The sequence below is a fragment of the Paenibacillus durus genome, from assembly GCF_000756615.1.
GTDB classification, from domain to species: domain Bacteria; phylum Bacillota; class Bacilli; order Paenibacillales; family Paenibacillaceae; genus Paenibacillus_AQ; species Paenibacillus_AQ durus.
Map to the genome: position 1 here is coordinate 3966400 of NZ_CP009288.1, position 26416 is coordinate 3992815.

Below are 26416 nucleotides of genomic sequence, written 5' to 3' on the forward strand. Positions count from 1 at the left end.
AAGCACCTCCGAGGCAAGAGGTGCAATCAAAAATATTTAAAATTTATTGTTTTTCGACAGGCAGACGAAGCGTAAAACAGGTTCCTTCGCCTAATTTGCTGGCAGCCGAGATATGTCCGCCGTGGGATTCGACGATATTCTTAACGATAGCCAGCCCAAGGCCGGTGCCTCCGGATTCCCCGCGAACCCGGGCTTTATCCGCTTTGTAGAATCGTTCAAAAATAAAGGGAAGATCCTCGGAAGGAATGCCCACCCCTTCGTCTCGAACCTCGACCTCGATTTCCGACCGGTTCGCAAAAATAATCCAGTCGGCCACGATATCGATTTTTTTGCCAGCGGGGGTATGCCGGAACGCATTATCCAGCAGATTCGTCAGAACCTGCTCCAGCTTATCCTCGTCCGCATCATGGAGCCATAACTCGCTGCTCTTTTTAATGCAGCGCAATTCGATGTCCCGCTCCTTGGCGCGCACGGAGAATTTGCGGTATATCCGTTCCAGCAGCTCGGTCATGTTGACCGGAGCCTTATGCAGATCCGTATGTCCGGCATCCATCCGGGCCAAATCAAGCAGATCCTTCACCAGCCGGCCCATCCGCAGCGCCTCATCATGAATCACCTGAACAAGCTCGCTGCTCTCCTCCGGCGAAGAAGCCATGCCGTCCAGCAGCGCCTCGCTGTATCCCTGCATCATCGACAGCGGAGTGCGGATTTCATGGGATACATTGGCCAGAAAATCGCGGCGCATTTTCTCAAGCCGGACTTCTTCGGTCACATCCCGCAGCACGGCTACGGTGCCCTGAATTTGATTGTCCGAATATAGCGGCGCCATATGCACCGACCATACATCCTGGCGCACATGCACATTAGAGCTGTGGTCGCCGCCATCCCGAAGCGTACGCCGGAACAGCAGGCGCAGCGGACGCGGAACACCTTGAGCCTCTCCGCTTACGTATTCAAAATCGTCTTCGCCTTCCTGCTCCCATTTCAAATCACTCCAACTTTCCAGCAGGGACTGGCCGTGCGGATTGATGAGTACGATCTTCCCTTCATTGTCGAATGTGATCACGGGATCGCTCATGCTGCGAAGTACGCTGGACAGAAGCCCTTTTTCATGATTCAGACTTCGGATTGTACCCTCCAGCTCGGCAGCCATATGATTGAAGGATGTTGCCAGCTCGCCGATTTCATCGCTTGTGACAAGCTTTAGCCTTTTACCGTACTCTCCCCGGCGGATTGCATCCGCCGCTGCGATAACCTGATGCATCGGCTGCGTAATCTTGGTGAACAGAAACAATGCGAAGAAGGTCGTCATGGAAAACCCGATCAAGGCCGTATACATGAATAATCTTTTGATTGCGCCGGAATTGGCGAAGTTGCTGTCAATGTATGGCAGCAGGAACAGCCCCAGTGTCATAAGCACGACAGCGACGAGACAGATAATCGTCACCCACAGCTTGCCGACAAGGCTTCTCCAGAAGTTCACTTATTTCGGGACCTCAAGCTTGTAGCCTACGCCCCACACCGTCGTGATCATCGCAGCGGATTCCGGCGACACCTTATTCAGCTTTTCGCGAAGACGCTTCACATGGGTATCCACTGTACGCAAATCGCCGAAAAATTCATAATTCCATACATCCTTCAGCAATTCCTCCCGCGAGAATACTTTATCCGGAGATACCGCCAAATAATGCAGCAATTCATACTCCTTAGGCGTCAAGCTGACCTCCTGCCCTCCGGCCGTAACGCGGTGCGCGTCATGCTCGATCACCAGATGTGTAAATACGATATTATTGCTGGAATTCGTCTCCTTCGACAGAAAGGCGGTCGCCGAGGAACGGCGCATAATCGCCTTTACCCGGTAGATGACCTCACGCGGGCTGAACGGTTTGACAACATAATCGTCGGCTCCCATTTCAAAGCCCTGCACACGGTTGATCTCCTCGCCCTTGGCAGTCAGCATGAGAACCGGAGTGGACTTTACGTCTCTCAGCCGGGTCAGCACCTCGATGCCGTCAATCCCGGGCAGCATGACATCCAGCAGAATCAATCCGTAATCAGCGGCGGTTGCTTTGCGCAGCGCAATTTCTCCGTCCTCTGCTTCGTCGATTTCATAGCCTTCCTTCTCAAGATACATTTTCAGCAGACGGCGGATACGTTCCTCATCGTCTACCACCAGAATTCTATTCAGATGCTCTGCCATTTCACAACAACCCCTTCATCGATACAGTAGAAGATTACCCAGATTGACGCTACCGGTATCCCAGTAGACAACTTATTCTGTTCCGGCATATGAATGGAGTCCGGCGATCACCAGATTAACGCCAACCAGAGTAAACATGACAACCAGAAAACCAAGTACGGCCAGCCATGCGGATTTGCGTCCCTGCCATCCGCGCGCCAGCCGAAGATGGAGATAGGCGCTGTAAAACAGCCAAGTCACAAGAGCCCATACTTCCTTCGGATCCCAGCCCCAAAATCTTCCCCATGCCACCTGGGCCCATATCATGGCAAAAATCAAAGCCCCCAGCGTAAAAATAGGGAAACCGATGGCGATTGCCCGGTATGTAATCTCATCGAGATCGCCCTCATCGATTCCGTCCAATACGGGTTGAAGCGCTTTGCCAAGCGGCTTGCGGACAATGAGGCGCAATACGCCGTAAATGACAGTTCCGGTCAGAAGCGACCAGATTACTGTATTAAATTTCCTTCCGGCATTGACACCCTTCATCCAGAATGGCGCTTCGGTTAGCGGTTTCTTGATGCCAAGAATCGACTGGAAGCTCTCAATTTCGCTATGGTAAGGTGCCACAATGGGCGGCATTTTATAACTGACTTTCTCTATTGTACTATCTTTCTGCCCGGGATTGTCAACGGTAACGTTGCTTCTGGTAAAAACCGTCTCGTAGCCCGCCCCCCGAAATGCGAATACCGACACCAGAAATCCGATAATAACGATGATGATGAACAGCGTAAATTCGACTCCCCGCTGCTGGCGTTTGTCGTTTTTTGACGAGCTATTAAAATTAACTGTTCTCAGCAGATACATCAATCCCGCCGCAAATCCCACCGCAAAAAAGGATTCGCCAAGAGCAGCCAGCGTCACATGAATGTTCAGATAGATCGATTTTAAAGATGGAATAAGCGGCTGCACTTCCTGCGGGAACACGGCGGCATACGCCATAACAATGATGGAAATCGGAACGGAGAAAAGACCGAGCAGGATTTTGCGGTAAATGGAGAAGATGACGGTAAACGCGGCCATCACCATCATCGATAAGAAGGTCATGAACTCATACATGTTGCTGACGGGAATATGTCCCCCGCCCGCCCAGCGGGTGAAGAAATACGCAAGATGACATAAGAGTCCAAGGGATGAGGTGATAAAGGCGATTCTGCCCCAGCGCGCGGTATGCTCCTCGGGACTCCGGCCGGACCATCTGCGCCCCATGATGGCGATGGTAAACAACATGAACGCTCCGCTGTACAGGAAAAAGGCTGCGATAAATGCATCATTGCTGAAATCGAGCAGACTCATGCTTGACCTCCCCCATTTTCCAATGATTTTTCATCCACGGAAATATTCATTTTCTCCAAGAAGGATTTCACTTCCCGCCGAAGTCCGAACCAGTTCTTGTTCGTATGCGCCCCAAGCGTCAGCTCTCCCCCGTCCACAGTCAGCCAGATCCGTCTATGCTGCCAGTAAAAACCAAGCACCAGGCCGAGCATGACAATTCCGGCGCCGACCCAGACAAAGGGCATCGCACGGTCCACGCGGATGTTGAGATAGCTGGTTGACTCCGAGAAATCGACGCCGCTCATATCGCCCACCTCAAGCTCCAGAAAGCGTTCCTCTCCCCCGAGCTTGTCATTGATTGCATCCTGCTGGAATTCGGCCTTGTCGTTCTGCTTCGGAAAATAGAAATACTGCTCGCCGTCCGCCGGCAAATTCGGGCCCTTGATCAGAAAAAGAAAGGCAGGCGCGTTGGGATACGGTGATTTGGAGATCGGCCGTCCTTCCTCGTTCAGTCCGAATTCCATATACTTCTCCTTCAGCTCCAGCGTGTAGGGACCGGCGGCCAAGCTGCGCTGCGAGTTCTTCATCTCCAGCTTGAACGAACCGTACGATTCTCCTGTCGCGGAATTGACCAGCTTTGGCGTTACCGAACGCAGCACAGGGGTCAGGTCGTAGTCGAACTGATACGCTTTCATTCCTTTGTAGCTTAAAGGATCGTTAACCTGGATCGCATGCGAATCCACTTTCGTTAGCTTTGGCTCTTTGGATGGGTCGCCGCAGTCTGCCGTACATTCGTACAGCACCGCCTTCGTTTCGTACAGCTTGGGCAGCACTTTTTTGCCGCGAAATTCTTCAGGCATCTCCTCATCCTTGTAGAACTCTACGGTGAACTTCTCATTCTCCAAATAATAGGAGGTATCCGGAATATGGATGATATCTCCCTGCGGAAAGGCAAGATGCTGATCCATATTAAGCCCTGGCAGCCCTCTGGCCAGCACGGCAAGCAGAAAGATAATGAGGCCGATGTGGATAATGTAAGGCCCCCAGCGGCTGAACCGGTGCTTCTCCGCGAGCAGTGCGCTGCCGTCCGTCATAACCCGATAACCCTGTTTCTTCAGAGGCTGAACGGCTCCTGCCACCCAGGCATCCGAATCCTCCGCGATCTTACTTACAAGAACAACCTTCTGCCTTGTTAGAAACCGGCGGTGCTTGCGGATATTTTGCCGATGAAGAGCTTTGTACAGAGGGAGCACACGGTCAAGGCTGCAAATGACGAGCGAGGCTCCGATCATAACCAGGAGAGTGATGAACCACCAGGATTCATACGTATGGGATAGGCCGAGTCTGAAATAGATTTCGCCGGCTGTGCCGTAACTCTGCTTATAGTAGGTGGAAGGATCGATATTAAGAAAGGTGCTTTCCTGCGGAAAGATCGTTCCCAGCGTGGAGCCGAGAAGCGTCAGCACGATCAGGTAGATCGCGATTTTGACCGAGGAAAAAAAGTTCCACACCCGGTCGATGACGCCGGGGTTGGCCTTTTGGGAACGGCGGGCCATGCCGTCATAGCGCATTTCAAGCGGATCACCGGAGTCCGCGTTATCCTGCAGCGGCTTGCCGCACGCTTCGCATAGCACCGTACCGGCGGGATTCTGATGCCCGCATTCGCATTTCGTATTGACGAACAGGGGTGTACGTCCGCTCATCGGTTCACCAGCTTTCCGATTTGCGCATCGAGCGTGCTCAGTTCAAGCTGACCGATATGGATCGTATCGATTTTTCCTTTGGCGTTAATAAAAAAGGTCGTTGGCAGAGGAGAGATCCCGTAGCTGCGAACCGCTTCCCTGCTCTGGTCCATCAGAATCGGAAAGTTGACGCCGGTACCGTTTACAAAATTCTGGACCGTCATTTGATCCTCACCGACATTGATGCCAACGACAACGACCCCTAAGGTCTCCCATTTCTCCCACTGCGCCTGAAGAGCAGGCATTTCCTTTACGCATGGCGCGCACCAGGAGCCCCAGAAATTCAGGACAATCGGCTTACCTTTATATTCGTCCAGCGTATGGGTCTTTCCGTCCAGCCCAAGCAGCTTAAAGGAAGGAGCACGGCTGCCCTCTTTCGGCTTGCCGTCTCCTCCCAACGCCGAGGTTCCGACCGCATACCCGCCAAGCAGCACGATCAGAACCAAAATGATGATTTGTACCGGTTTTCTCGCTTTGCCCACACAGATTGCCCCCTTCTATGATACCGTTCATATCGTTAACAAGAAGTGTGAACATCCTATGAACATTATAACGAATACGGCTTCATTTTTCCGGGGGGTCTTTGCGGCACTTGTGAACATTATGTGTCTTTGCGGGTGTTGTTTCCTTTGGCCAGTCCGGCCATGGCGAGCTGTTTCAGCCCGTTGATCTCGTCCTTGGTCAAATGGCGGTACGAGCCGCGCTTCAGATTCTGCAGCAGAATATCGCCGAACGAAATCCGCTTTAGCCGGATAACGGGATGAGAGATCGCCTCGAACATACGGCGCACCTGGCGGTTGCGGCCCTCGTGGATCGTGATGCTGATGACCGACTCCTTGCTGTCCTCGTCAATATCCTTGTACTCCACTTCCGCAGGAGCCGTCATGCCGTCCTCCAGCTTGATGCCGTCCTTCAGCTTGTCCAGCGCCGTGCCGTGCGGAATGCCTTTGACCGTAGCCAGATACGTCTTGGGCACATGATGCTTCGGATGGGTCAGCAGATTGGCAAATTCCCCGTCGTTAGTCAGCAGAAGCAGACCTTCCGTATCGTAGTCAAGCCTTCCGATCGGATACACCCGTTCCTTGATGCCCTTCATGTAATCCGTCACGATTTTGCGGCCCTTCGGATCGGAAGCGCTTGTAATAACGCCCTTCGGCTTGTTGAACATGATATAAATTTTATTCTCGCCCGAAATCCTTTTGCCCGACACCTTGATGATATCACTATTAGGATCGGCTTTCGTTCCGAGCGTCGTCACGACCTCGCCGTTCACTTCCACTTTGCCGGCCAGAATCAGCTCTTCACATTTACGTCTTGACGCAACTCCGGCCTGTGCCAGTATTTTCTGTAATCTTTCCATTGTCGATTGGTCACCTCAGACTAATGATAACCATCGCCGGGATAAAGCACAAGTTCATTCCAGGGGAAATAGGGGCCGGGGCATGAATCGTTGTGGGGCTTAACAATCACCGGTGATATGCTGTACAGCGCGGCCAAATCCAGAATGAGCCGGCATGCCGAAAAAACCTGCTCCTTAATCTGGGCTGGCGGCGCAGCGGTCAAAGGCTTCCCGAAATCGCCCTCCAGACAGAGGTGGATATATTCAGGGTCGGTCAGAAGCGGCGCCGCATGGGTTGTGCCCGAAGCATCGATCCAGAAATCAAAACCTTTGCCGTTGATAGACGGACAGACGGAAGTGTGAATGATGAACCCTTGATATGGCATACCCGTTGCCTCCCTTTTCCATTGCTTCAATAGCATATGAAAAAGAGGAAGTCTGCGTTACGCCTCGCCGAAAAGTCGCCCGTTTCACTGCGGCTGAGAGATGGGTGGCCCAGGGAACCGGGCCTAACTCGCGGCGGGTTCCTGCAAAACCACCTACTGACCCAATAACTTCTGTTGAGTCTGTGTCCCGGGTATGGTGGCTGGCGTTTTTCCTGCAAACCTGCAGGTTCACCAGGTGTATTTAGCACAGGAAGAGGTCAAGGCTGCAATTGTGCAGATTTTCGAGCTTACCCGCTGCCTAACGGGGAGATAGAGGAGAAATGCCTGCACTTTTGCAGAAATTGTGGTTTAGGATGGGGATTTCTACGGAAAAAGATGTATTAACACAGGAATCTCCACAGCCCACTGGCCCGCCGCCTCCACAGCCTAGTACTCCAAGCAACCCGTCAATCGATCCCCCCAACCAACGACCAATCCCGGCATTCGGACTTGGCGTCAGCCGAACACCAGCAGGCAAATGGCGATGGCGGCGACAAAGCCTACGAGGTCCGAGAAGAGCCCTACCTTGAGCGCATAGCGTCCGTTGCGGATGCCGACGGCGCCGAAGTAGACGGTTAGCACATACAAGGTAGTGTCCGTGCTGCCCTGAATGGTGGAGGCAATCCGGCCGATCAGTGAATCAGGGCCGTGAACGCGAATCAGTTCGGTAGCGTAGGCTAGCGAGCCGGTGCCGGTAAGGGGGCGCAGCAATCCGAGCGGCAGCACCTCAGGCGGAACTCCGAGACCCCTCAGCAGCGGAGAGATGAATCCCATGAGAAAATCTAGCGCGCCGGAAGCGCGGAACACGCTGATCGCCACCATCATGCCGACCAGATGGGGAATGATCCCGATTGCCGTTCCGAAGCCCTCCTTGGCTCCGTCCACAAACGATTCGTAGACGGGAACCTTTCGAGCGTAAGCATATAATGGTATGAAAGCAATCATGACGGGTATGGCCCAGGTTGAAATCAAGCTGATGATCTGGTACAAGGGCATTCACCCTTTCACTTGATAATGTGGTGAAGCCGGTCCGCCCCCAGTTGGGGAGCGGCTCTCCGCTGGCGGCCCCGGGGGCCTTCGCAGCAGAAGCATCCGGCGGCACAGCCGGTCTGCGAAGATGGCGGCTAGCGTTGCAACGAAGGTCGCCGCGAGCGTCGTCCCGACGATATCCGCCGGATCGGAGGAGCCGTAGTTCAGGCGGATCGCGATCAGCGTCGCCGGAATGAGCGTGATGCTGGCGGTATTCAGCGCCAGCAGCGTACACATCGCGGGGGAGGCCGTATCCTTGTCGGGATTCAAGGTCTGCAGCTCCTGCATCGCCTTGATTCCCATCGGCGTCGCAGCATTGCCCAAGCCAAGAAGGTTGGCGCTCATGTTGGATAGAATATAGCCAATCGCCGGATGCCCTTTCGGCACATCCGGGAACAGGAAGCCGACAATCGGCCCAAGCAGTCTGGCGATGCTGCGCAGCAGTCCGGCATCTTCCGCAATCTTCATGACGCCAAGCCAGAAGACCAGGACGCTGATCAGCCCGAAGCTGACCGTCACCCCATTCTTTGCGCCGTCGAATACAGCGGCAGTAAAAGCGTCCATCCGGCCGTTCACGGCGGCGAACACAAAGCCAATAACGATCATACCCAGCCAAATGATGTTAATCATGGGAGACGCCTCCTTCCGCCCCGATCCGGAACAAAGCGCGCAGCGCGCTGTAGGCGGCCTGAAGCCATGTGTCCGCCGGATAGGCCGTGGTGGAAGCGTATTTTTCCATATATGGAGATGTTGCCGGCGGCAGACGGTCAGGTTCATAGACGGGAACCTGGCCAATTGGCTCACCGCCTAGCTTCAGTACAAGCGTTCCCCGTAGTCCGAAATTCTTATCGGTGCCGTCTTTGGTCGCCCGCTTCGGATTCAGAACCAGCTCTGTGACGATCCGCTCCTGTTCTCCCTGCTTGAATGGATACGAGAAGTTAAGGCCCGCCGCGAGCTCATAGCCCGTCAGCTTCTCTCCCCGTTCGATAATCGTTTTTAGCGGGAACCGGTTAAAGCCGAAATCGAGCAGCGAGGCATGGTCGTTCCAATCATTGCCGTCATTAAGCGTTACCGCGACCAGCTGCTGTCTTCCCCGGGTCGCGGAACTGACAAGGCAGCGCAGCGCTTTTTTCGTATAGCCCGTCTTCACTCCGTCCGCTCCATTATAGAGCCGCAGCATTTTATTTTTGTTGCTCCATTTGTAGTCCCATTTATCGTATGGATTATCCGCCGTCTTCACCTGCGTCTTCACAATTTCCTGGAATACGGGATTATGCAGCGCATAGGCCGTCAGTTCGGCAAGGTCATTGGCTGTGGAGAAGTGTCCTTTGGCGTCAAGGCCGTGGGGATTGGCAAAATGGGTATGGGCGAGTCCCAGCGCCTCCGCCTTGGCATTCATAAGATGGACAAATCCTTCCTCAGAACCGCCGACATGCTCCGCGATGGCCGTCGCCGCATCATTGCCCGAACGCAGCATCAGACCGTACAGCATGTTCTCAAGCGTCATCTCCTCTCCCTGTCTAAGGAACAGGGACGATCCTTCCTTGGCAAAAGCGTTCTTGCCGACCTTGACCTTGCTGCTTAAATCGCCGTTCTCAATGGCCACGATGGCGGTCATGATCTTGGTCAGGCTGGCGATCAGCATCGGCTCATCACCGTGGCTGCTGTAGAGTATCCGACCGGACTCCACATCAATCAGCGCGGCCGCCTTGGCATGGGTAGATACGTTCTGTTGCTCCGTTTCCGTGTCAGCCGCCGCAATCGGAGTGAAGAGCAGGAGCAGGCTGATGCAGACCAGAGCTATAAAGAATCCGAAATTTACTCTCTTCATGTTCACCCTCCGGGTTCCTATCGGCATTTTGTACAAGTGTATGCTTGTTTCGGGAACGGTATGTCCTTTCCTTTCACGTTGCGCAAAAAAGGATACCGCAGCTAGCGATATCCTTATGTTTGCGGCAGACCGCACCGGTCTTTACGGCATGCCCCGGCATGAACCGGATTCGCGGGGACCAGTCTGCCGAACTCCCTTTCGGTTACTGCGTGACGGTTACCGGTTGTGCGGGCGGCTGTGTATTTTGCTGTGCAGTCGCGTTTCCGCCTTGACCGCCTTGGCCGCCTTGAGCGGGAAACATCGACTGGATTTTGTCGATCAGCCCTGGGGTGGCATCGATAATTTTCTCAAAAATATGAGTTTGGTTGTCGAGCGGCACGATATGCACACCTTGCTGGCCGACGACAAGAAAAGCAATTGGCCGGATGGAAACCCCGCCCCCGCTGCCGCCTCCGAATGGGAGCAGCTTCACGCCGCTTTGGCCATTCGCAGGCTTGTCTTCATCTTCGACATTGAAGTCACTGCCCCCTGCGGCAAATCCGAATGCAACTTTACTAATGGGCAAAATCGTGCTGCCGTCCGACGTCTGAACCGGCTCGCCGACGATGGTGTTGACGTCGACCATGCCTTTAATGTTTTCCATCGCGGTCTGCATTAGACCTTGAATGGGGTGGTCACTCATATTGTTATCCTCCTTCGACTTCTAGGGAATAGAATTCCTTCACAACGTATATTCCCCCGAAAGAAGCGTTACTATGTACCCCGCCAGGGTCATGCAGCACTTTTTCCCCGTTTCCGGGACCGCATCTCGCGGACAAGCTCCTTCCACTGTCTGATGCCTTCATCCGCCTGCATGGCCCGTACCAGCAGCCTGAATCCTGCAAACAGCGCGTGGCCCGCAGATATTCTTCCGGCGCAATCGACCTCGGTGGAAAATTTCACGTCGTCATCGAACACCGGAACCACGAATAGGCGCGGACGGTGCAGCAGCTTTACCCACTGCGAGGCCCAGCCGATCAAGCTCCACTTCAGCCCCCAAAGCGCCCCGGCCGCCGTGGCCGTTCCCGCTGCGTCGCCCAGTGAAAAATTGGTGGACCAGTCCAGCTTCGTAATCTGCAGATGGGACAGTGTATCGGCGGTCCAGCGTTTCAGCCCTTGCGTGGCGCGCAGCGCTTTTTTTCCATATTCCATCCATTCGATAACGTCATCCTTGTCGATATCCGTCTCTTCCTTGTTCGACGATCTTGCCGGCGCGATACCGGTCTCTTCCAGCTTGACATGCAGCCCGCGCTTAAAACCTTCAAATGCGAGCGCCGGAAGCGAGTAATGGAGCTTAACCAATCCGAAAAGGGCGGTAATATCAAGCACGATCCGGTCATCCTGGCCTGTTCTATTCAGACTGAAATGAATATGAATGCGGGAAGAGAGCAGCAAGATCGAGCCAGCCAGCAGCAGGACGCCAATTAACAGCCATAGCTTCACGTGTCAACCTCCAAGCAATCTTTGATAGGACCCCTTGGATTAGTATGGCATTTTCAGACTGGAAAAATTCGCATGACGATAAATTCGTCTAAGCTCTCAAATACAAAAAAATCATAGACCCATTGCGCCTATGATTCTTCATACTCCATTTTAGGTTGCTCCACTTCATCAATTGTCAGCTGGCGGGTATCCAGCTTGTCGAACAATAGCTGCGTTTCTTCCTCCAGATGATCTCCGCTATCCAGTGCGGCGGGCTCCGGCAGCTCCTTCAGGCTGGCCAGCCCAAACGTCTCCAGGAAAGACTTGGTCGTTCCGTACAGGATCGGACGCCCCACGGCTTCCGCCCTGCCGACCTCTTGAATAAGGTCTTTATTGGTCAGCGTATGAATCGCCCGCTCGGATTTCACCCCGCGGATCTCCTCAATCTCCACCCGCGTAATCGGCTGCCTGTATGCGATGATAGACAGCGTCTCCAGCGCCGCCTGCGACAAAGACGCGCGGGAAGGCGAATACGCCAGCCGCTCGAAATACGGCGCATGCTCCGGCAGCGTCGCGAGCCGGTAGTTGCCGGCGATCTGCACGACCTGAAGGCCGCGCCCCTGTGAGGCCAGCTCCTCCCGCAGCTCCTCCATAGTCTCTGCAACCAGTTCCGTCCGCTGCTCTGTTATCTCGGCAATTTGCCGGGCGGACAGCCCGTCCTCTCCGGCCAGAAACAGCAATCCCTCAATAATTGATTTCAGACTCTTGTAATCCATTGAAGTCTTCTGCTCCTCTCCATTCCATCACAATGTCGTCAAACAATTTCTCCTGATAGCAAAAGATCGCCTTCATCTTCATCAACTCCAGAATAGCCAGAAAGGTAGCAACGATTTCATACCTCTCCATGCTTTCATTCAGCAGCGACGAGAAGCGCAGCCTTCCTCCCTTGCCGGTCCGCCGGAGCGCCTCGGATACATCGCGGATGCGGTCCTTGACCGAAATTTCATCTCTGGTAATCCGCGCATAGGCGGAACGTCTGGCCGCCTTGCCAAGCGCTTTGCGAAATGCGGCGATCAAATCCGACGTATGAAGGCCTTTAAGGGTATTGTCGACCTGGGATGGCACAAAGGGAGCCAAATCCTCCGGCTCCTTCGTAAAAATAAGGCTGCGTTCGCTCTCCATATCCATCAGTTGGGTGGCAATGCTCTTGATTTTACGGTATTCGATCAGACGCTGCACCAGCTCCGCCCGTGGATCGAAGTCGTCCTCCTCGTAATATTCGAATTCGTCGAATTCGATCACGGGCGGCTTGGGCAGCAGAATCTTGCTCTTAATGGAGAGCAAAGTCGCGGCCATCACCAGGAACTCGCTTGTGATTTCCAGTTCAAGCTCCTGCATATTCCGCAAATATTCCATGTACTGCTCGGTGATCTCGCTGACCGGAATGTCCTGGATGTCGATTTCCGCTTTGTCGATCAAATGCAGCAATAAATCAAGCGGGCCCTCAAACGTCTCCAGCTTGTACAATACAGTCACGAGCCAACCTCCCGCAAAAAAGTAAAGTGCAGCGCCCGGGGTGAGGGCGCTACACAAGTCGAAAACTCTAAGATTTAGATTAGATCGCTTTCTTCCTTATACATATAAATAAGCACGTTTGGGACGGATTCGTCAATAGCGGACTTCGCGGAATTTCCATTTCCTCAAGAAGAAACGCCTTCGCCGGCCTTTTAGGACGGCACCGTTTCTCGTAGAAATATAAGGCAAATTGATAAGCGCTCAGCTTATAAATTCTTATATTTTTAAATAAGTTTGGAAAGATTCGCCATCTCAATAGCGGATACCGCCGCGTCCCAGCCCTTGTTGCCCGCTTTCGTGCCGGCGCGCTCGACGGCCTGCTCAATGTTCTCGGTTGTCAGCACGCCGAAGATTGTCGGAACGCCCGTCTTGAGATTAATGGCAGCCACTCCTTTGGATACCTCGTTGCAGACGTAATCGTAATGGGTCGTGGAACCGCGGATTACAGTGCCCAGCGTAACGACTGCATCGTATTTGCCGCTTTCGGCCATTTTTTGCGCAATCAGCGGAATTTCGAACACTCCCGGTACCCAGGCTACGGAGATTTCATCATCCTTAACACCGTGACGCTTGAATGCGTCGAGAGCCCCGGACAGCAGCTTGCTCGTAATAAATTCATTGAAACGTCCCACTACAATCCCGTATTTCAAACCTTCTGAAACTAAATGTCCTTCAAAAATCTGCGGCATACTCATCAACAACCCTTCCATAAATTAGTCAGCTTATATTAAAAATCTGCTTGCTCAAATTTGAATAACGGCTTACGCCTTGGAGCTTTCGTTCTGTTCAATATCGTCGAACTTCAACAGGTGGCCGAGCTTGGACTGCTTGGTGTGCAAATAATTCGTATTGTCTTCGTTCTCCGGCATCTGGATCGGCACGCGCTCCACAACTTCAAGGCCGTAGCCTTCCAGCCCTTTAATTTTGCGCGGGTTATTTGTCATCAGCTTAATCCGGCGAACGCCCAAATCCTTCAGGATTTGCGCGCCAATTCCGTAATCGCGCAAATCCGCCGGGAACCCGAGCTCCAGATTCGCATCGACCGTGTCCAGACCTTGTTCCTGAAGCTTATACGCGCGCAGCTTGTTGATCAAGCCGATGCCCCGGCCTTCCTGGCGCATGTAGAGCAGAACGCCCTTGCCCGCAGCTTCGATCTGGCGCAGCGCCGCTTCGAACTGCGGTCCGCAGTCGCAGCGGTGGGAATGGAACACATCGCCGGTAAGGCACTCCGAATGTACGCGGACCAGCACCGGCTCGTCTCCGGAAATATCCCCTTTGACGAGAGCAACATGCTCTTTATCATCCACCTCGTTCGTATAGGCAATCGTCTGGAATTCGCCGAAATCGGTGGGCAGGCGGACCGACACTTCGCGGGTGACCAGTTTCTCCTTCTCATTGCGGTAATGGATCAGGTCCGCGATGCTGATAAGCTTCAGATCATGCTTCTTGGCGATTTCATGCAGATCGGGGAGACGGGCCATCGTGCCGTCTTCCTTAACAACCTCGCATATAACCGCAGCGGGGTAGGCGCCGCACATACGGGCCAGATCCACGGCAGCTTCCGTATGGCCGCTTCTGCGCAGCACGCCACCCTTTTTCGCGATCAGCGGGAACATATGGCCAGGTCTGCGGAAATCCATCGGGCCGGCTTTCGGGTCCATAATCGCCTTGGCGGTCAGCGACCGCTCATAGGCCGAGATCCCGGTCGTTGTATCCTTGTGGTCGATCGAAACGGTAAAGGCCGTCCCGTGAAAATCGGTATTTTGACTGACCATCGGCTTCAGATCCAGCTCCGCCGCCCGCTCCGCCGTAATCGGCAGGCAGACAAGCCCGCGTCCTTCGGTAATCATGAAGTTGATCACTTCCGGCGTCGCCCGTTCCGCCAATGCGATAAAGTCGCCCTCATTCTCGCGGTCTTCGTCATCGACAACGATAACAACCTTGCCGCGCATCAAATCGTAGATCGCTTCTTCAATCGGGTCCAGGCGAATATCTTCGTTATTATATTGGCTCATTTCCTTGACCTCCTGGTTCGCTGTAAACTTTCCGATTTTATAAAAAACCGTTCGCCGCCAAAAATTCGCTGCTGATGCGGGAACCCTCAGCCTCTTCCTCATCCGCAGCATTTTGCGGGGAGGAGCCGTAACGGAGCAGATGATCCACATACTTGCCCAGCACGTCGCATTCGATATTAACATGATCTCCTGCTCGCTTGTCGGCAAGCACGGTTTCGCCAAGTGTATGCGGGATAATGGACACGGTGAACGATGAAGCCGCCGTACCCGCCACCGTCAGGCTGATTCCGTCAATCGTGATCGAGCCTTTCGGAATAATGAACTTGAACAGCGACGCGCGGCCCAGCGCAATCTCGAATACAACAGCGTTCTGATCGCGCTTTACGCTCTTGATGGTTCCCGTACCGTCGACATGGCCCTGCACGATATGCCCGCCGAAACGCCCTCTGGCCGACATCGCCCGCTCCAGATTGATCCGGCCGCCGACCCGCAGTTCCTTAAGTGTGCTGTTGCGGTATGTCTGCGGCATGACGTCGGCGGTAAAGCCGTGATCGCTTATCGAGGTCGCCGTCAGACAGACCCCGTTGACCGACACGCTGTCGCCGATTTTGAGATCGTCCATGATGACGGAAGCATTAATATGCAGAACCATCATCTCGCCGCCCGAGGAAACGCTGCGCAGCACGCCGACTTCTTCGATCAATCCTGTAAACATCCTGTTTCCCCTCTCCTTCTATGCTAGCTCGGGTATGCCGCTGATGCACACATTATCTCCGAGAACCTCTACTTCCACTCCCCGCAGCGTAATGGCATTGCTCATCAGCTCCACCCCGTCAAAAGAAAACGCGGCCGGCGCCGCAGCGCCGCCTCCGACAATCTTCGGAGCGAAAAAGAGCACCACACGGTCCACAAGCCCCTGCTCCAGCATCGCCCCGTTAAGGATGCCTCCGCCTTCCAGCAGGATGGAACCGATCTCCAGTTCGCCGAGCCTGGACATGGCGGTATTCAGGTCTACTTGCGGTCCTGCGCCGCAGCGCAGCACCTGCACCCCGGCCGCTGTCAGCGCTTCTTCCTTCGCAGCGTCGACGGTTTCTGCCGCAACAATAATCGTCTGCGCCTGCTTGTCGGTCACAACCGATGATTCAAGCGGAGTGCGAAGATTCGAATCAATAATGATCCGCACCGGATTGATGCCTGGCACCTCGGTCCGGGTCGTGAGCGAGGGATTATCGGCAATGACCGTGCCTACGCCAACCATGATGCCCTGATGACGATGCCTTATCGTATGTACGATTCCCCTCGCCGCCTCATTGGATATCCATTTACTGTCGCCGGTGCGCGTGGCAATCTTGCCGTCCAACGTGCTGGCGCTTTTCAATGTGACGAAAGGCTGCTTCGTCAGTATATATTTAATGAACTTCTCATTGAGCCGCAGGGCGCGTTCGCGCAGCAGCCCGACCTCCACTTCGATTCCCGCCTTCCGGAGCATCGCGATTCCGCGTCCGGCCACCTGTGGATTCGGGTCCTCGCAAGCGATAACGACCCTTGTCACGCCTTCGGCAATCAGCCGCTCGCTGCACGGGGGCGTCTTGCCGTAATGGCTGCAGGGCTCCAGCGTCACATAAGCGGTGCTTCCCGCCGCCTGCCCTGCCGCCATATTCAGCGCATGCACCTCCGCATGCCCGGTACCCCGCTTCAGATGGGTGCCCAGGCCGATAACCGCTCCATCTTTAACGACAACGCAGCCGACAACCGGATTAATCCCCGTCTGCCCCTGGGCGCGCTCAGCCATGTCAAGCGCAAGCGACATATAGAACTCGTCATTCATTACATTCATGCCTAACCTCCGTCCCCTGCAGCGTCATCTGTTATTAACTAAAAAGCCCATTCAATACTCCTTCGAGGAGCCTTAAATGGGCAGTTTGAGAGTGAGAAAGCATCCATAACCATATGCGGACAAGTCCCTGAACATCAGATTCTTGTGAATTATCGCACATAATATCGGAAGCCATTTCATTGGGCCTGCCCTATGAGAATAGAGCAAGCGGCTTTCTCTCCTTCTTCCATCCAGACTATACTGTCGGTCCCGGAATCTCACCGGGTCCACCGTCCGCGCGGCAAGCGCGTTCCGGGTAGCGGACTTGTCTTGCGTATGCCGCTCCCGCGTCATACGAATCATCACCGCCGGTAGGGAATTTCACCCTGCCCTGAAGGATTGTTATATTCATTTGAGCCGGCAATATACCGACGTTTATGACGGTATCTTATCATTTTATCGCGCAAAAATCAATCATTACTAAATAACATAATTAAATTTACTTTATTATTGTAAGTTTTATTTATTTATTCATTGCCATAGCGTCCGATCAGGCTCCCGACACGGACAACGAGCTGACCTTGAGCGTCGGAGAGGTGCAGCTGCCGATAAACCGCGAATCATATCCAATCCTCTCGATCCCATTAAGCAGCTCAAAAAAGTTGCCGGATACCGTAATCTGATTTACCGGTCTTACGATTTCACCGTGCTCGATCAAATAGCCTATTGCCGCCAGGGAAAAGCTCCCCGAAGTCGCATTCGTCCCCGCATGCAGACCCTGAAGCTCCACGATCAGAATCCCCCGTTCCGTTTCACGGATGATTTCCGAAAGGCTGGTTGTTCCGGGTGCGATATACAGGTTATGATGCGAAACTTCGACCATGCCTTTGTATCCGCCCTTTGCGGCATTGGCTGTACTCTGGACCCCTGCCTTTCGGGCCGTTTTGCGGTTATGCAAAAAGGTAAGCAGTCTGCCGTCCTTGATCAGTTCATGCCGCGCGGTGGCGCTGCCTTCCGCATCGAACGCCTTGCTTGACGGCACATTTTCCATCAGCGGGTCATCGATGATCGATATATTGCTCCCCGCCACCTGCTCGCCCAGCTTGCCTTTTAGACGGGAAAATCCTTTGTCCACCGACTCGGCGGAGAACACCGAAGCGAAGCTTGACAGCAGAGAAGTTGCAGCGTCATTTCTAAAAATAATGGGATAATTGTCCGAAGGCACCGTCGACGCTCCCAGCTTGGAAACGGCCTCCCGGACGCCTGTCAGCGCCACACCTTCCAGATCGATATCGTCAAAGCTGCGCAGAGAGAAGTCGAACCAGCCTCCGGTCACGGTCTCCTTCGCATCCTTCGATTCTTTAGCCAGCACATAAATGCTCGCAGAGGCGGAGCTATGCTTTCTGTGACAGTTCAGGCCTTTCGTATTTACGATCAGCACTTCACTTTCGCTGACCGAGGCGGCGGAGCGTCTAACCATATCAATGCGGTGATCGGCATTCAGGGCAATGCGTTCCATCGCAAGGGCGGCTTCGATCAATTGGCCGGGGGGAGTCTTAATTAGAGAAGCCAAATAGGTATCCACGGAATGGTAGTGCCCGGAACCGGCAAACAATTCTTCCGGCTCCTCGTTCTCCAGCACTTCGGCATTGCTTCCTGCTTCGTCAAGCAAATAGTCTATGGATTCATAATCCAGCCTCTCGGTGGATGAATAGCCCATTTTGCCGCCGATGAGGCCGCGGAACGACAGGCCGCCGCTCTCTACGATGTTGTACGCATCAATTTCACCTTTAAGCACCGAGACCGAGGTGGACCGGCCGTTCGCATAGTAGATTTCCATTTCGGTGAAGCCCGCTTCCCGGCCTTGTGCAAAAAGAACTTTCTGAAACTCTTCGATATTCAACGCGCTACTCCCCCTTTCTTCCCCCGACGGTCATTTCCGACACCCGGATCGTCGGCTGTCCGCAGTTAACCGGCAGACTGCCGCTGACTGACCCGCACATGCCCTGTCCGTGTTCGAGGTTGTTGCCAACCATGTCAATTTTGCTTAAACAGTCGATCCCCTTGCCAATCAGGGTCGCGCCCTTGACCGGCTCGGCGATTTTGCCGTTACGTATAATATAGGCTTCCTGAACGGCAAAATTGAAGTCGCTCGTGGCCGTGTTTACCGAGCCGCCGCCCATGGACTTGGCATAAATGCCGTATTCGGTATTTGCGATTATCTCCTCGCGGGTCGACGCTCCATTGCAAATGAACGTGTTGTTCATCCGCGAAGCCGGAGCGAATTTATAGGATTGCCGGCGGCCGGAGCCCGTGGAAGGTAAGCCCATTCTGCGTGAGCCCATCCGGTCGATCAAGTAGCCCTTCAGTATGCCGTTCTCGATCAGGACGTTGCGCTGCGTCTTGGCGCCCTCGTCGTCGATATTCAGCGAGCCCCAAGCATTCAGGATCGTACCGTCGTCGACCGCGGTCACAAGCGGCGAAGCGACCTGCTCACCGATTTTACCGGCGAAGACTGACGATCCTGGTGCGACGGCGGTCGACTCCAGCCCATGGCCGCAGGCTTCATGGAACAAGACGCCGCCAAACCCGTTGTCGATAATGACGGGGAGCCTCCCGCTGGGCGCATAGGCCGCTTTGACCATCGTGACCGCAATCCGGGAAGCCTTCCGGGCATGTTCTTCGATGTCCAGGCTTTCCAGAAACTCGTGACCGGCATAGGCGCCAGGTCCACTGAAGCCGGACTGCTTCTGGTCCCCATCCTCCGCCACCGCGCTGATCCCAAGTCTAGTATAGACCCGCATATCCTGAACCAATAGGCCCTCGGTATTGGCAATCAGCACATTTTGGAGTTGATTCGTCGCGTGAATTTTCGTCTGGGCGATGCTTGGATCATATGCTGCCGCCGTGCTGTGGGCGCGCCGCATCAGTTCAATATTACGCTTTTTCTGCGAGCTGTCCGGCATAATCCCGATGACATGGCGATGATCAATGACCGTCCGCCGAAGATCCATTACCCGGCTGCCGGCTGCGCCGCCGCGAATGGCCGCCGCTGCCGAACGGGCCGTAGCGATTAGATTCTGCTCGCTGCTGTCGTTCGTGTACGCATAGACGGAAAAGTTCTCCCGCAAAATCCGGATGCCTACCCCGTAATCACGGCCGGAAAGGGAGCTTTCCAGCGTTCCTCCCACCATCTCAAGTCGCCCGCTCGTCTTATCCTCGGCGAAGATTTCCGCAAAATCAGCGCCGGTTTCAAGTGCGGCAGTCAGTACTCTATATATCACCTGTTCCTGCAGCATACCCTTCCTCCCCGCTCTTTGGATTCTCTTGCTCTTCTTTACCAGTATAGCTTATCATGATCGCTCAATGTCTCAAAAACAGGAATACGTGCAATCTCGTACCTGCCCCTAATGTTTAGCAAAAGCGCCCGGGTTGGCTCCCGGGCGCTTACCGATTCAGCCGGTATACTGGATGTTAGACCGGCCGTTATTTCGTTTTCTTGTTATGGATCAACCAGCGGTTGAGGATAAGTCCGATCAGGATAAGACCCAGACCGCCCATATATATAGGAAGCGAGCTTCCTTCTCCGGTCTTCGGCAAGTTGCCGGTTGCGGGACTTGGACCCGGGTCGGAAGGGCCGCCTTTGGGAACGTCATCCTCGTCAATGTCGACCCCGCCAAGCGGAACCTCGTCATCTGCCGGCACTTCCGTCGGCGTCACACTAGGTACCGGTGAAGGCTGCGGCTCACTCGAATTCGCCGGCCCTGCCGGAATTTGCTCATCCGGGATAATGACGGTCGAAGCCGTAGGTGTTGCTGATGGAGCCGGTGTAATTGACGGCGTAACGGACGGTGATTCTGATGGCGCAGCCGACGGGTTCACGATCGGCGGCTCAGATGGCGCAACCGACGGGGCCTCAGACGGCGGTACCGATGGCGCAACCGACGGGTTCACAGACGGCGGTACCGATGGAACGGCCGACGGCGTTGGCGACGGTGTTGGCGATGGTGTCACGGACGGCGTTGGCGACGGTGTTACGGACGGTGTCGGTGAAGCGAGCTTATGATTGGTTATTGGCAGTACAATATTTGCCCCTGCACCAACGGTCACCGGACGCTCGGCGGCACCCAGAACATAGCCTTCGGGTGCCTTCGTCTCTACCAATACATAGCTTCCGGCCAAAATTCCGTTAAATATAACGGTACCGTCCGCCCCAGTCGTCTTCGTTCCGATTAACAAGCGTTCGCTTCCGTTCAGACGATACAAATCAAATGTCGCTCCAACTAGAAGCTTCAGGTGATCGTCGTCGTCCAGCTTCTTGATCGTCAGCATGCTTCTTGAACCGCTGCCTGTTCCAAAGCCGCTCGACACGCCGACGATAATCTCAGTCGAAGTTTCCTTCGTCACTTCCACCACATTGTTGCCGCTGAGCGTAACGGCATTCGTCACCGTTTCTCCGCTGCGGGCCGCAATCAGCGACTGGTACTCCAGGATATACGCCGATTTAATGTCTTTCACAAAGCTTAAGACAAATGTCTGCTTGCCTTCATTCGTTGTGGTGATATCGAGAGTATAATCGGTTCCCTTTACAAGCTCCGGAGCTGCTTTGGTCAGCGTTCCGTCCTGAGCAACCGTCGTAGGATACAGATGGAACGAATCGGTCAGCAGCATTTGATTCGCGCTTCCGACATCCGTAATCTTCGCATCCTTTATGAAGGATTGGCCCCGGTTGATATGAATCGTCCAGTTAATCTTGTCGCCAGCCTGCGCTCCGCTCTTGACGACATACTCTCCACCATATGGAATGGTCACAGCGCCAGTCAGATCTCCCGATACCTTCTTATTTCCGTCATAAATGCTTGCCGTATTATAAACTTTGCCGCTGTTAATCAGCTGTCCTTCGAGAGTTGTTTTAAACTCGACGTAGAAAGGGTAATTCACCGGTTCATCGAATTTCACTCTCAGCACATTGTCGTTGCCTAGTGTAACCGAGTATTTCACATTCAGGTCGGACATTTTCCAGGTGAGGCCATTCGGCCATAAATACAACTGCTTGATCTTCACCGATCCGGGCACCAGCTGCTGCGGCGCCTCAATGGCGTCAACAATCTCCGCATTTTGCAGCGGCTTGCCGTTATAGTTGGCTCCAATCGACCATGTTATTTCCTTGGACGCCGCATTGTACTGTCCATATTTGAATCCGTTATTCTTGACTTCGATCCGGGGATTGAATATAGCCTTCGCCGAGGCGGTTCCTTCGTCCCAGGTAACGGTTGCCGTATTATAGAATTTATCCCCGCCGTCCTTGATGCCGTAATAGTCAAAGCGCAGCTTATAGCTGATGGTATATTTTCCGGTAATCGGCTTTTTGAAAGCTACGGTGAATCCTTCTCCTTGCACAACCGGCTGGGTATACTCCAATGTATATTCCGATGCAGGGACTACGGTTCCCGAAGCATTGCGGACTACCAGCGACTCCGGAATAAATGTAAGGCCGCCGGAAGGGAAGGTATCCTTGACGACAACATCACTCATCGGGTAGTTGTCCTCGTTGATCGTAATTTTCCAGTCTACGGTTTTGTTGCGGTAATCGGCTCCGGCGGCATCGACTGTTTTATAAATAATGACGGGGTGAATATCCTGATTGTATTCCGCTTTATAAGTGCCGGAGGTTACCGTGTTGTATATTCTTTTGGAGTCGAACAGACGCTCCTTGTTCTTGGTCTTGTACTCGATAAAATAAGGCGTGGTCACATCCCGCAAAAACTGAAGCTTAAACCCGGTTTTGCCAACTGCGGAAGCCGGTGAAACCGTATAATCCGTTCCTTCCGCCAGCTGTGAGCCCACCTCCGCCTTTCCATCGGAATCCACGCTCACATTATAGACTTTAACGGAATCCGGAACCAATTCCTGACTGTCATTGAATAAATCCTTGAGCACCGTATCAGCCTGCGGGATCGTACCATAGTTATAATTGTAATTGATGCCCCAGGTGACAGTCTGTGTGGAGGGTTCATAACGAATTGCATATTTTTGCAGACTCGGCGCGCGTTGAACCGCAACCGTTGCCGAGGCGGTCACCGGAGACAAATTGTCGCCAGAGAAGGATGCCGTATTTGTAAATTTCGTTTTGGTCAGATCGGTAATTGCTGTGGAAAACACAATACGGTATGCGCCGGTGATCGGCGAATCGGCAAACTTCAGCTTAAGCGTTCCATTCTGAACATCCAGCGTGTATTTTGCGGAATCAACAAGAGGGCCTTGATTCACCGTCCCATCCAGCTGAACATCAAGCTGATAGACAGCGGCAGTTACCGTATCAACGGTCAAGCCCGCCGGAATGGGATCGCTCATCTCCGCGCCATAGACCGATTCCAGTGTCTTATTCACATCCACCGACCACTGAATGCTCTCCGCATTGTACCCCTCGGGCGTTCCTTTTTTCTCAATGGCGGACGCGATATTCGGCTTGAAACGCAGGGTGACCACTTGGGTATCCCCGTTGACCGGGAACAGGATCTCCTGAACGGTGCTGCCTTTGATTACCTCTTTATCGAACTTGGTGCGGAAGCTCAGCGTTCCATGTACATTGTCATGGTCCTCAATGAAGCTGTTAAATGTCATGACAACAAGATGATTATCTTTGTTAACGGTAAAACTGCCCACGTCGCCTTCATCAGAAACCAGCGGACCGCTAATATCATTGAATAGCTTGAACTGGTCGGGCAGATGGAAAGCAAACGTGTCCCCGGCCTTATAACTATGCCCATCCGGCAAGGCCCAGGTATAATTCAACGTTACTTCCGAGCCCTGCTCGTAGACATCGCCCGTAACCGTCTCTCCGCCGGGACCATAGACCGCCATTGACACACTGGTGATAATATTCGTGTCGTTCTCGATAGCTCCCGCCTTGACTTCAGTCGTAAATCCGAGACCATAGCTGTATTGGGCAACCAGCATCAGGATCACGAGCCACAAGGCGATTCTTTTCCTCATCAATTTCCGCAACGTCATCCCTTTCTTCCCCTCTCCCATGTCAATTGACGGTAAAATACCGTGTTCAAATATATAAATTGGATTGCTCGCTAATCAGGGGAATTGTCCGTTACAATTAATACAGCAGAACTGACCATAAAAGAACCATTTTTCTTATTTGCGCGCTTATGTAAGTCTCATCACACTCCTTCTTAATCTTTGCCGGTATGTTGTTAGCGGCGGCAGCACCTGTTATCCCTAATTTGTATTACCCACTTTTTCACTTTCGATCTTGGTTTTTTTATTTTCTGCAGGAGGAATTATTTGGGGGTCTATCTTAGGTTCGTGGCCGCCTATACCTGTTCTTAATAAGGAATAATTATAGTCTACTATAAGGAACCTGATCTGCACAAGAAGCCTCGAGGTGGTAATTGGTGGGAAGCTGCCGGAGAACGCGTTTAAGCGTCTATAAAAAAAGCCCGGTCGCATTCCGAATCAATCGGTCATGCGGCCGGGCTTTATGCTTTCTGATTGAGCTTGGGCTGTAAGATGTTCTTACGCTTCGTAAACTTCCACGGAAGTCATTTTGTCGCGGCCTTGGAAGGCATCGACGTATTCCATGCCCTTTACTACTTTGCCGAATACGGTATGCTGGCCGTCAAGATGCGGCTGCGGAGCAAAGCAGATGTAGAACTGGCTGCCGCCGGTGTTGCGTCCGGCATGCGCCATGGCGAGCGTTCCGCGCTCATGCTTGTTCGGGTTGATCTCGCAGTTGATTGTGTATCCTGGTCCGCCGGTTCCTGTGCCGTTAGGACAGCCGCCTTGGGCCACGAAGCCCGGGATCACGCGGTGGAACACAAGACCGTTATAGAAACCGTCACTCGCCAGCTTTTCAAAATTGGCTACGGTATTGGGAGCATCTTGATCGAACAGGTCGAGCAGGACTTCGCCGCCGTTTTCGAGTGTGATTTTCGCTTGTTTTGCCATATATAAATACCCCTTTCACGTTGGACAAAATGTGCAATACTTTTACAGTTTACTATGAAAGTCTTCCCAAAGCAAAGCATATAGGTCCGCTTCTGATGCGCCTTGTCTCCCCGGACCAGTTAGGCGGCACATTAACAGCGGATCACCAGTGCACAACCGAAGCCAGGAGTTTCAAGCAGTGATCGCCCGGCGCCCGGCACGGCAAAAAGCCATCACGGCACATGATGTGCATGATGGCCTTCAAAGCCCGCGCTACACGCGTTATTTCGTTACCGGCTGTTTCGCGATTCGCGCCGGAATAATGTCATTGGCAATCAGATCGCTATGGCTTTCACGCTTGACCACAAGATCGCTTTGTCCGTTCTGCACGAATACAACGGCCGGACGGGCGATACGGTTGTAGTTGCTGGCCATGGAATAGTTATAGGCGCCTGTGCAAGCTACGGCGAGCAGATCGCCGCTCTTCGTTTCCGGCAGCTCCACATCCCAAATCAGCATATCGCCGCTTTCGCAGCATTTGCCCGCGATGGATACGGTCTCCACGGACGCCTCATTCGCACGGTTCGCCAGCAGCGCCTCATATTTCGATTCATAGAGCGCAGGACGCGGATTATCGCCCATCCCTCCGTCGACCGCGACATATTTGCGTACGCCCGGGATCGTCTTGTTCGTGCCGACCGTATACAGAGTCGTTCCTGCGTCGCCGACAATACTGCGGCCCGGCTCGACCCAGATTTCAGGCAGCACCGCGCCGATTCCCGCAAAATACTTCTTCACCGCGCCAGTGATGGCGGCGACATATTCGGATACTTGCAGCGGCGTGTCGCCTTCGGTATAACGGATGCCGAAGCCTCCGCCGAGGTTGACCACGCGGAACTCGGTGTTCAGTTCTTCCTTCACGCGGCGGGCAAAGTCGGCTACACGCTCAACCGCCATTTCAAAGCCTTCCGTCTCAAAAATCTGGGAGCCGATATGCGAATGTACGCCCAGCAGCGTCAGATTGTCCTTGGCAGATGCCTGTTTTACCGCTTCAAAGGCCGAGCCGTTGCCAATATCGAAACCGAACTTGGAATCGGTCTGGCCGGTGGCGGCATAGGCATGATGCGCATGCGCCTCAACACCAGGCGTTACGCGCAGCAGAATATTGACATTTACATGCTTGCTCGCCGCGATGGCTTGCAGAAGCTCCAGCTCAACGAAGTTGTCGACGACGAAGCAGCCAATTCCCGCGTCCAGTGCCATCTCGATTTCAAACGGCGTCTTGTTGTTGCCATGAAAGTGAATCCGGTCAGCCGGAAATCCGGCCTGCAAAGCTGTGTAAAGCTCGCCGTCGGAGACGACATCAAGGGAAAGCCCCTCTTCATCCGCGATCCGGCACATCGCCATTACCGAGAACGCCTTGCTGGCGTAGGCTACTTGGAAGCCCAGCCCGCTGGCGGCAAAAGCGTCCATATATTCGCGGCAGCGGCGGCGGATAAGCTGTTCATCCATGATATATAGCGGAGTTCCGTACTCGGCTTTGAGTTCCGTAACGTCGCATCCGCCGATTTCCAAATGACCGGCATCGTTAATCCGGCTCGTCCCGTGTAAATACATATTCGCAATCCTCCGATTTCTGTGGAATATCCATCCCATTCTTTTATGCTATTCAGTATAGCAGAGGAAGGGAACGCCATAGAATGGACAAATATGCAGTTGATTTGTATT

The 26416-nt window shown here is 53.6% G+C and carries 23 protein-coding genes and 1 riboswitch; all 23 genes read right to left on the reverse strand.

What is annotated here, in order from left to right; all coding sequences use genetic code 11:
• Positions 1-43 precede the first annotated feature (43 nt).
• Positions 44-1483 carry an ATP-binding protein gene (locus tag PDUR_RS16990; protein WP_042207347.1) on the reverse strand — a complete coding sequence of 480 codons (1440 nt, stop codon included), beginning with the start codon at positions 1481-1483 and terminating at the stop codon, positions 44-46.
• The gene (locus PDUR_RS16995; protein ID WP_025689300.1) at positions 1484-2200 is read right to left on the reverse strand and encodes a response regulator transcription factor; all 717 of its coding nucleotides are present in this window, start codon (positions 2198-2200) and stop codon (positions 1484-1486) included.
• 72 nt (positions 2201-2272) lie between these two features.
• Positions 2273-3535: a cytochrome c biogenesis protein CcsA gene (gene ccsA / locus PDUR_RS17000; RefSeq protein WP_042207348.1), complete on the reverse strand. Its 1263-nt coding sequence runs from the start codon at positions 3533-3535 to the stop codon at positions 2273-2275.
• A complete protein-coding gene (resB, locus tag PDUR_RS17005; protein WP_042207349.1) occupies positions 3532-5217 on the reverse strand; it encodes a cytochrome c biogenesis protein ResB in 1686 nt (561 codons plus the stop codon). Before resB ends, ccsA begins: the two co-directional genes overlap by 4 nt.
• The gene (locus PDUR_RS17010; protein ID WP_042207350.1) at positions 5214-5738 is read right to left on the reverse strand and encodes a redoxin domain-containing protein; all 525 of its coding nucleotides are present in this window, start codon (positions 5736-5738) and stop codon (positions 5214-5216) included. Before PDUR_RS17010 ends, resB begins: the two co-directional genes overlap by 4 nt.
• 119 nt (positions 5739-5857) lie before the next feature.
• Positions 5858-6616 (reverse strand): pseudouridine synthase, encoded by a 759-nt coding sequence (locus PDUR_RS17015; RefSeq protein WP_042207351.1) that lies wholly within the window; start codon positions 6614-6616, stop codon positions 5858-5860.
• A 20-nt stretch (positions 6617-6636) separates the two neighbouring features.
• Entirely contained in the window at positions 6637-6981 is a 345-nt protein-coding gene (locus PDUR_RS17020; protein ID WP_042207352.1) for an N-acetylmuramoyl-L-alanine amidase, read from the reverse strand.
• Positions 6982-7476: 495 nt separating this feature from the next.
• The gene (locus PDUR_RS17025; protein WP_051500371.1) at positions 7477-7965 is read right to left on the reverse strand and encodes a spore maturation protein; all 489 of its coding nucleotides are present in this window, start codon (positions 7963-7965) and stop codon (positions 7477-7479) included.
• Between the two features lie 51 nt (positions 7966-8016).
• Positions 8017-8679: a nucleoside recognition domain-containing protein gene (locus tag PDUR_RS17030; protein WP_042207354.1), complete on the reverse strand. Its 663-nt coding sequence runs from the start codon at positions 8677-8679 to the stop codon at positions 8017-8019.
• Positions 8672-9880 carry a D-alanyl-D-alanine carboxypeptidase family protein gene (locus PDUR_RS17035; protein ID WP_042207355.1) on the reverse strand — a complete coding sequence of 403 codons (1209 nt, stop codon included), beginning with the start codon at positions 9878-9880 and terminating at the stop codon, positions 8672-8674. The genes PDUR_RS17030 and PDUR_RS17035 overlap by 8 nt, the downstream gene beginning before the upstream one ends.
• A gap of 202 nt (positions 9881-10082) precedes the next feature.
• Positions 10083-10562 carry a GerW family sporulation protein gene (ytfJ, locus tag PDUR_RS17040; RefSeq protein WP_042207356.1) on the reverse strand — a complete coding sequence of 160 codons (480 nt, stop codon included), beginning with the start codon at positions 10560-10562 and terminating at the stop codon, positions 10083-10085.
• 89 nt (positions 10563-10651) lie between these two features.
• Positions 10652-11362 (reverse strand): DUF2953 domain-containing protein, encoded by a 711-nt coding sequence (locus tag PDUR_RS17045; protein WP_042207357.1) that lies wholly within the window; start codon positions 11360-11362, stop codon positions 10652-10654.
• 128 nt (positions 11363-11490) lie between these two features.
• Entirely contained in the window at positions 11491-12117 is a 627-nt protein-coding gene (gene scpB / locus PDUR_RS17050) for an SMC-Scp complex subunit ScpB (RefSeq protein WP_042207358.1), read from the reverse strand.
• Positions 12086-12877: a segregation and condensation protein A gene (locus PDUR_RS17055; protein WP_042207359.1), complete on the reverse strand. Its 792-nt coding sequence runs from the start codon at positions 12875-12877 to the stop codon at positions 12086-12088. Before PDUR_RS17055 ends, scpB begins: the two co-directional genes overlap by 32 nt.
• A gap of 263 nt (positions 12878-13140) precedes the next feature.
• The gene (ribH, locus tag PDUR_RS17060) at positions 13141-13605 is read right to left on the reverse strand and encodes a 6,7-dimethyl-8-ribityllumazine synthase (protein ID WP_025696978.1); all 465 of its coding nucleotides are present in this window, start codon (positions 13603-13605) and stop codon (positions 13141-13143) included.
• A 72-nt stretch (positions 13606-13677) separates the two neighbouring features.
• Complete coding sequence (locus tag PDUR_RS17065) at positions 13678-14931, reverse strand: bifunctional 3,4-dihydroxy-2-butanone-4-phosphate synthase/GTP cyclohydrolase II (RefSeq protein WP_042207360.1); 1254 nt, start codon at positions 14929-14931, stop codon at positions 13678-13680.
• A 37-nt stretch (positions 14932-14968) separates the two neighbouring features.
• Positions 14969-15646, reverse strand: a complete 678-nt coding sequence (locus PDUR_RS17070) for a riboflavin synthase (RefSeq protein WP_042207361.1) — start codon at positions 15644-15646, stop codon at positions 14969-14971.
• 18 nt (positions 15647-15664) lie between these two features.
• Positions 15665-16768: a bifunctional diaminohydroxyphosphoribosylaminopyrimidine deaminase/5-amino-6-(5-phosphoribosylamino)uracil reductase RibD gene (gene ribD / locus PDUR_RS17075; protein WP_042207362.1), complete on the reverse strand. Its 1104-nt coding sequence runs from the start codon at positions 16766-16768 to the stop codon at positions 15665-15667.
• Between the two features lie 214 nt (positions 16769-16982).
• Positions 16983-17150, reverse strand: a riboswitch (FMN riboswitch).
• A 147-nt stretch (positions 17151-17297) separates the two neighbouring features.
• Positions 17298-18650 carry a TldD/PmbA family protein gene (locus PDUR_RS17080; RefSeq protein WP_042207363.1) on the reverse strand — a complete coding sequence of 451 codons (1353 nt, stop codon included), beginning with the start codon at positions 18648-18650 and terminating at the stop codon, positions 17298-17300.
• 4 nt (positions 18651-18654) lie between these two features.
• Positions 18655-20046: a TldD/PmbA family protein gene (locus PDUR_RS17085; protein ID WP_042207364.1), complete on the reverse strand. Its 1392-nt coding sequence runs from the start codon at positions 20044-20046 to the stop codon at positions 18655-18657.
• A gap of 187 nt (positions 20047-20233) precedes the next feature.
• Positions 20234-23761, reverse strand: coding sequence for a collagen binding domain-containing protein (locus tag PDUR_RS17090; protein WP_052410261.1), 3528 nt, complete (start codon positions 23759-23761; stop codon positions 20234-20236).
• A 516-nt stretch (positions 23762-24277) separates the two neighbouring features.
• Positions 24278-24709: a peptidylprolyl isomerase gene (locus PDUR_RS17095; protein WP_042207365.1), complete on the reverse strand. Its 432-nt coding sequence runs from the start codon at positions 24707-24709 to the stop codon at positions 24278-24280.
• A gap of 261 nt (positions 24710-24970) precedes the next feature.
• A complete protein-coding gene (lysA, locus tag PDUR_RS17100) occupies positions 24971-26305 on the reverse strand; it encodes a diaminopimelate decarboxylase (protein WP_042207367.1) in 1335 nt (444 codons plus the stop codon).
• Positions 26306-26416 lie beyond the last annotated feature (111 nt).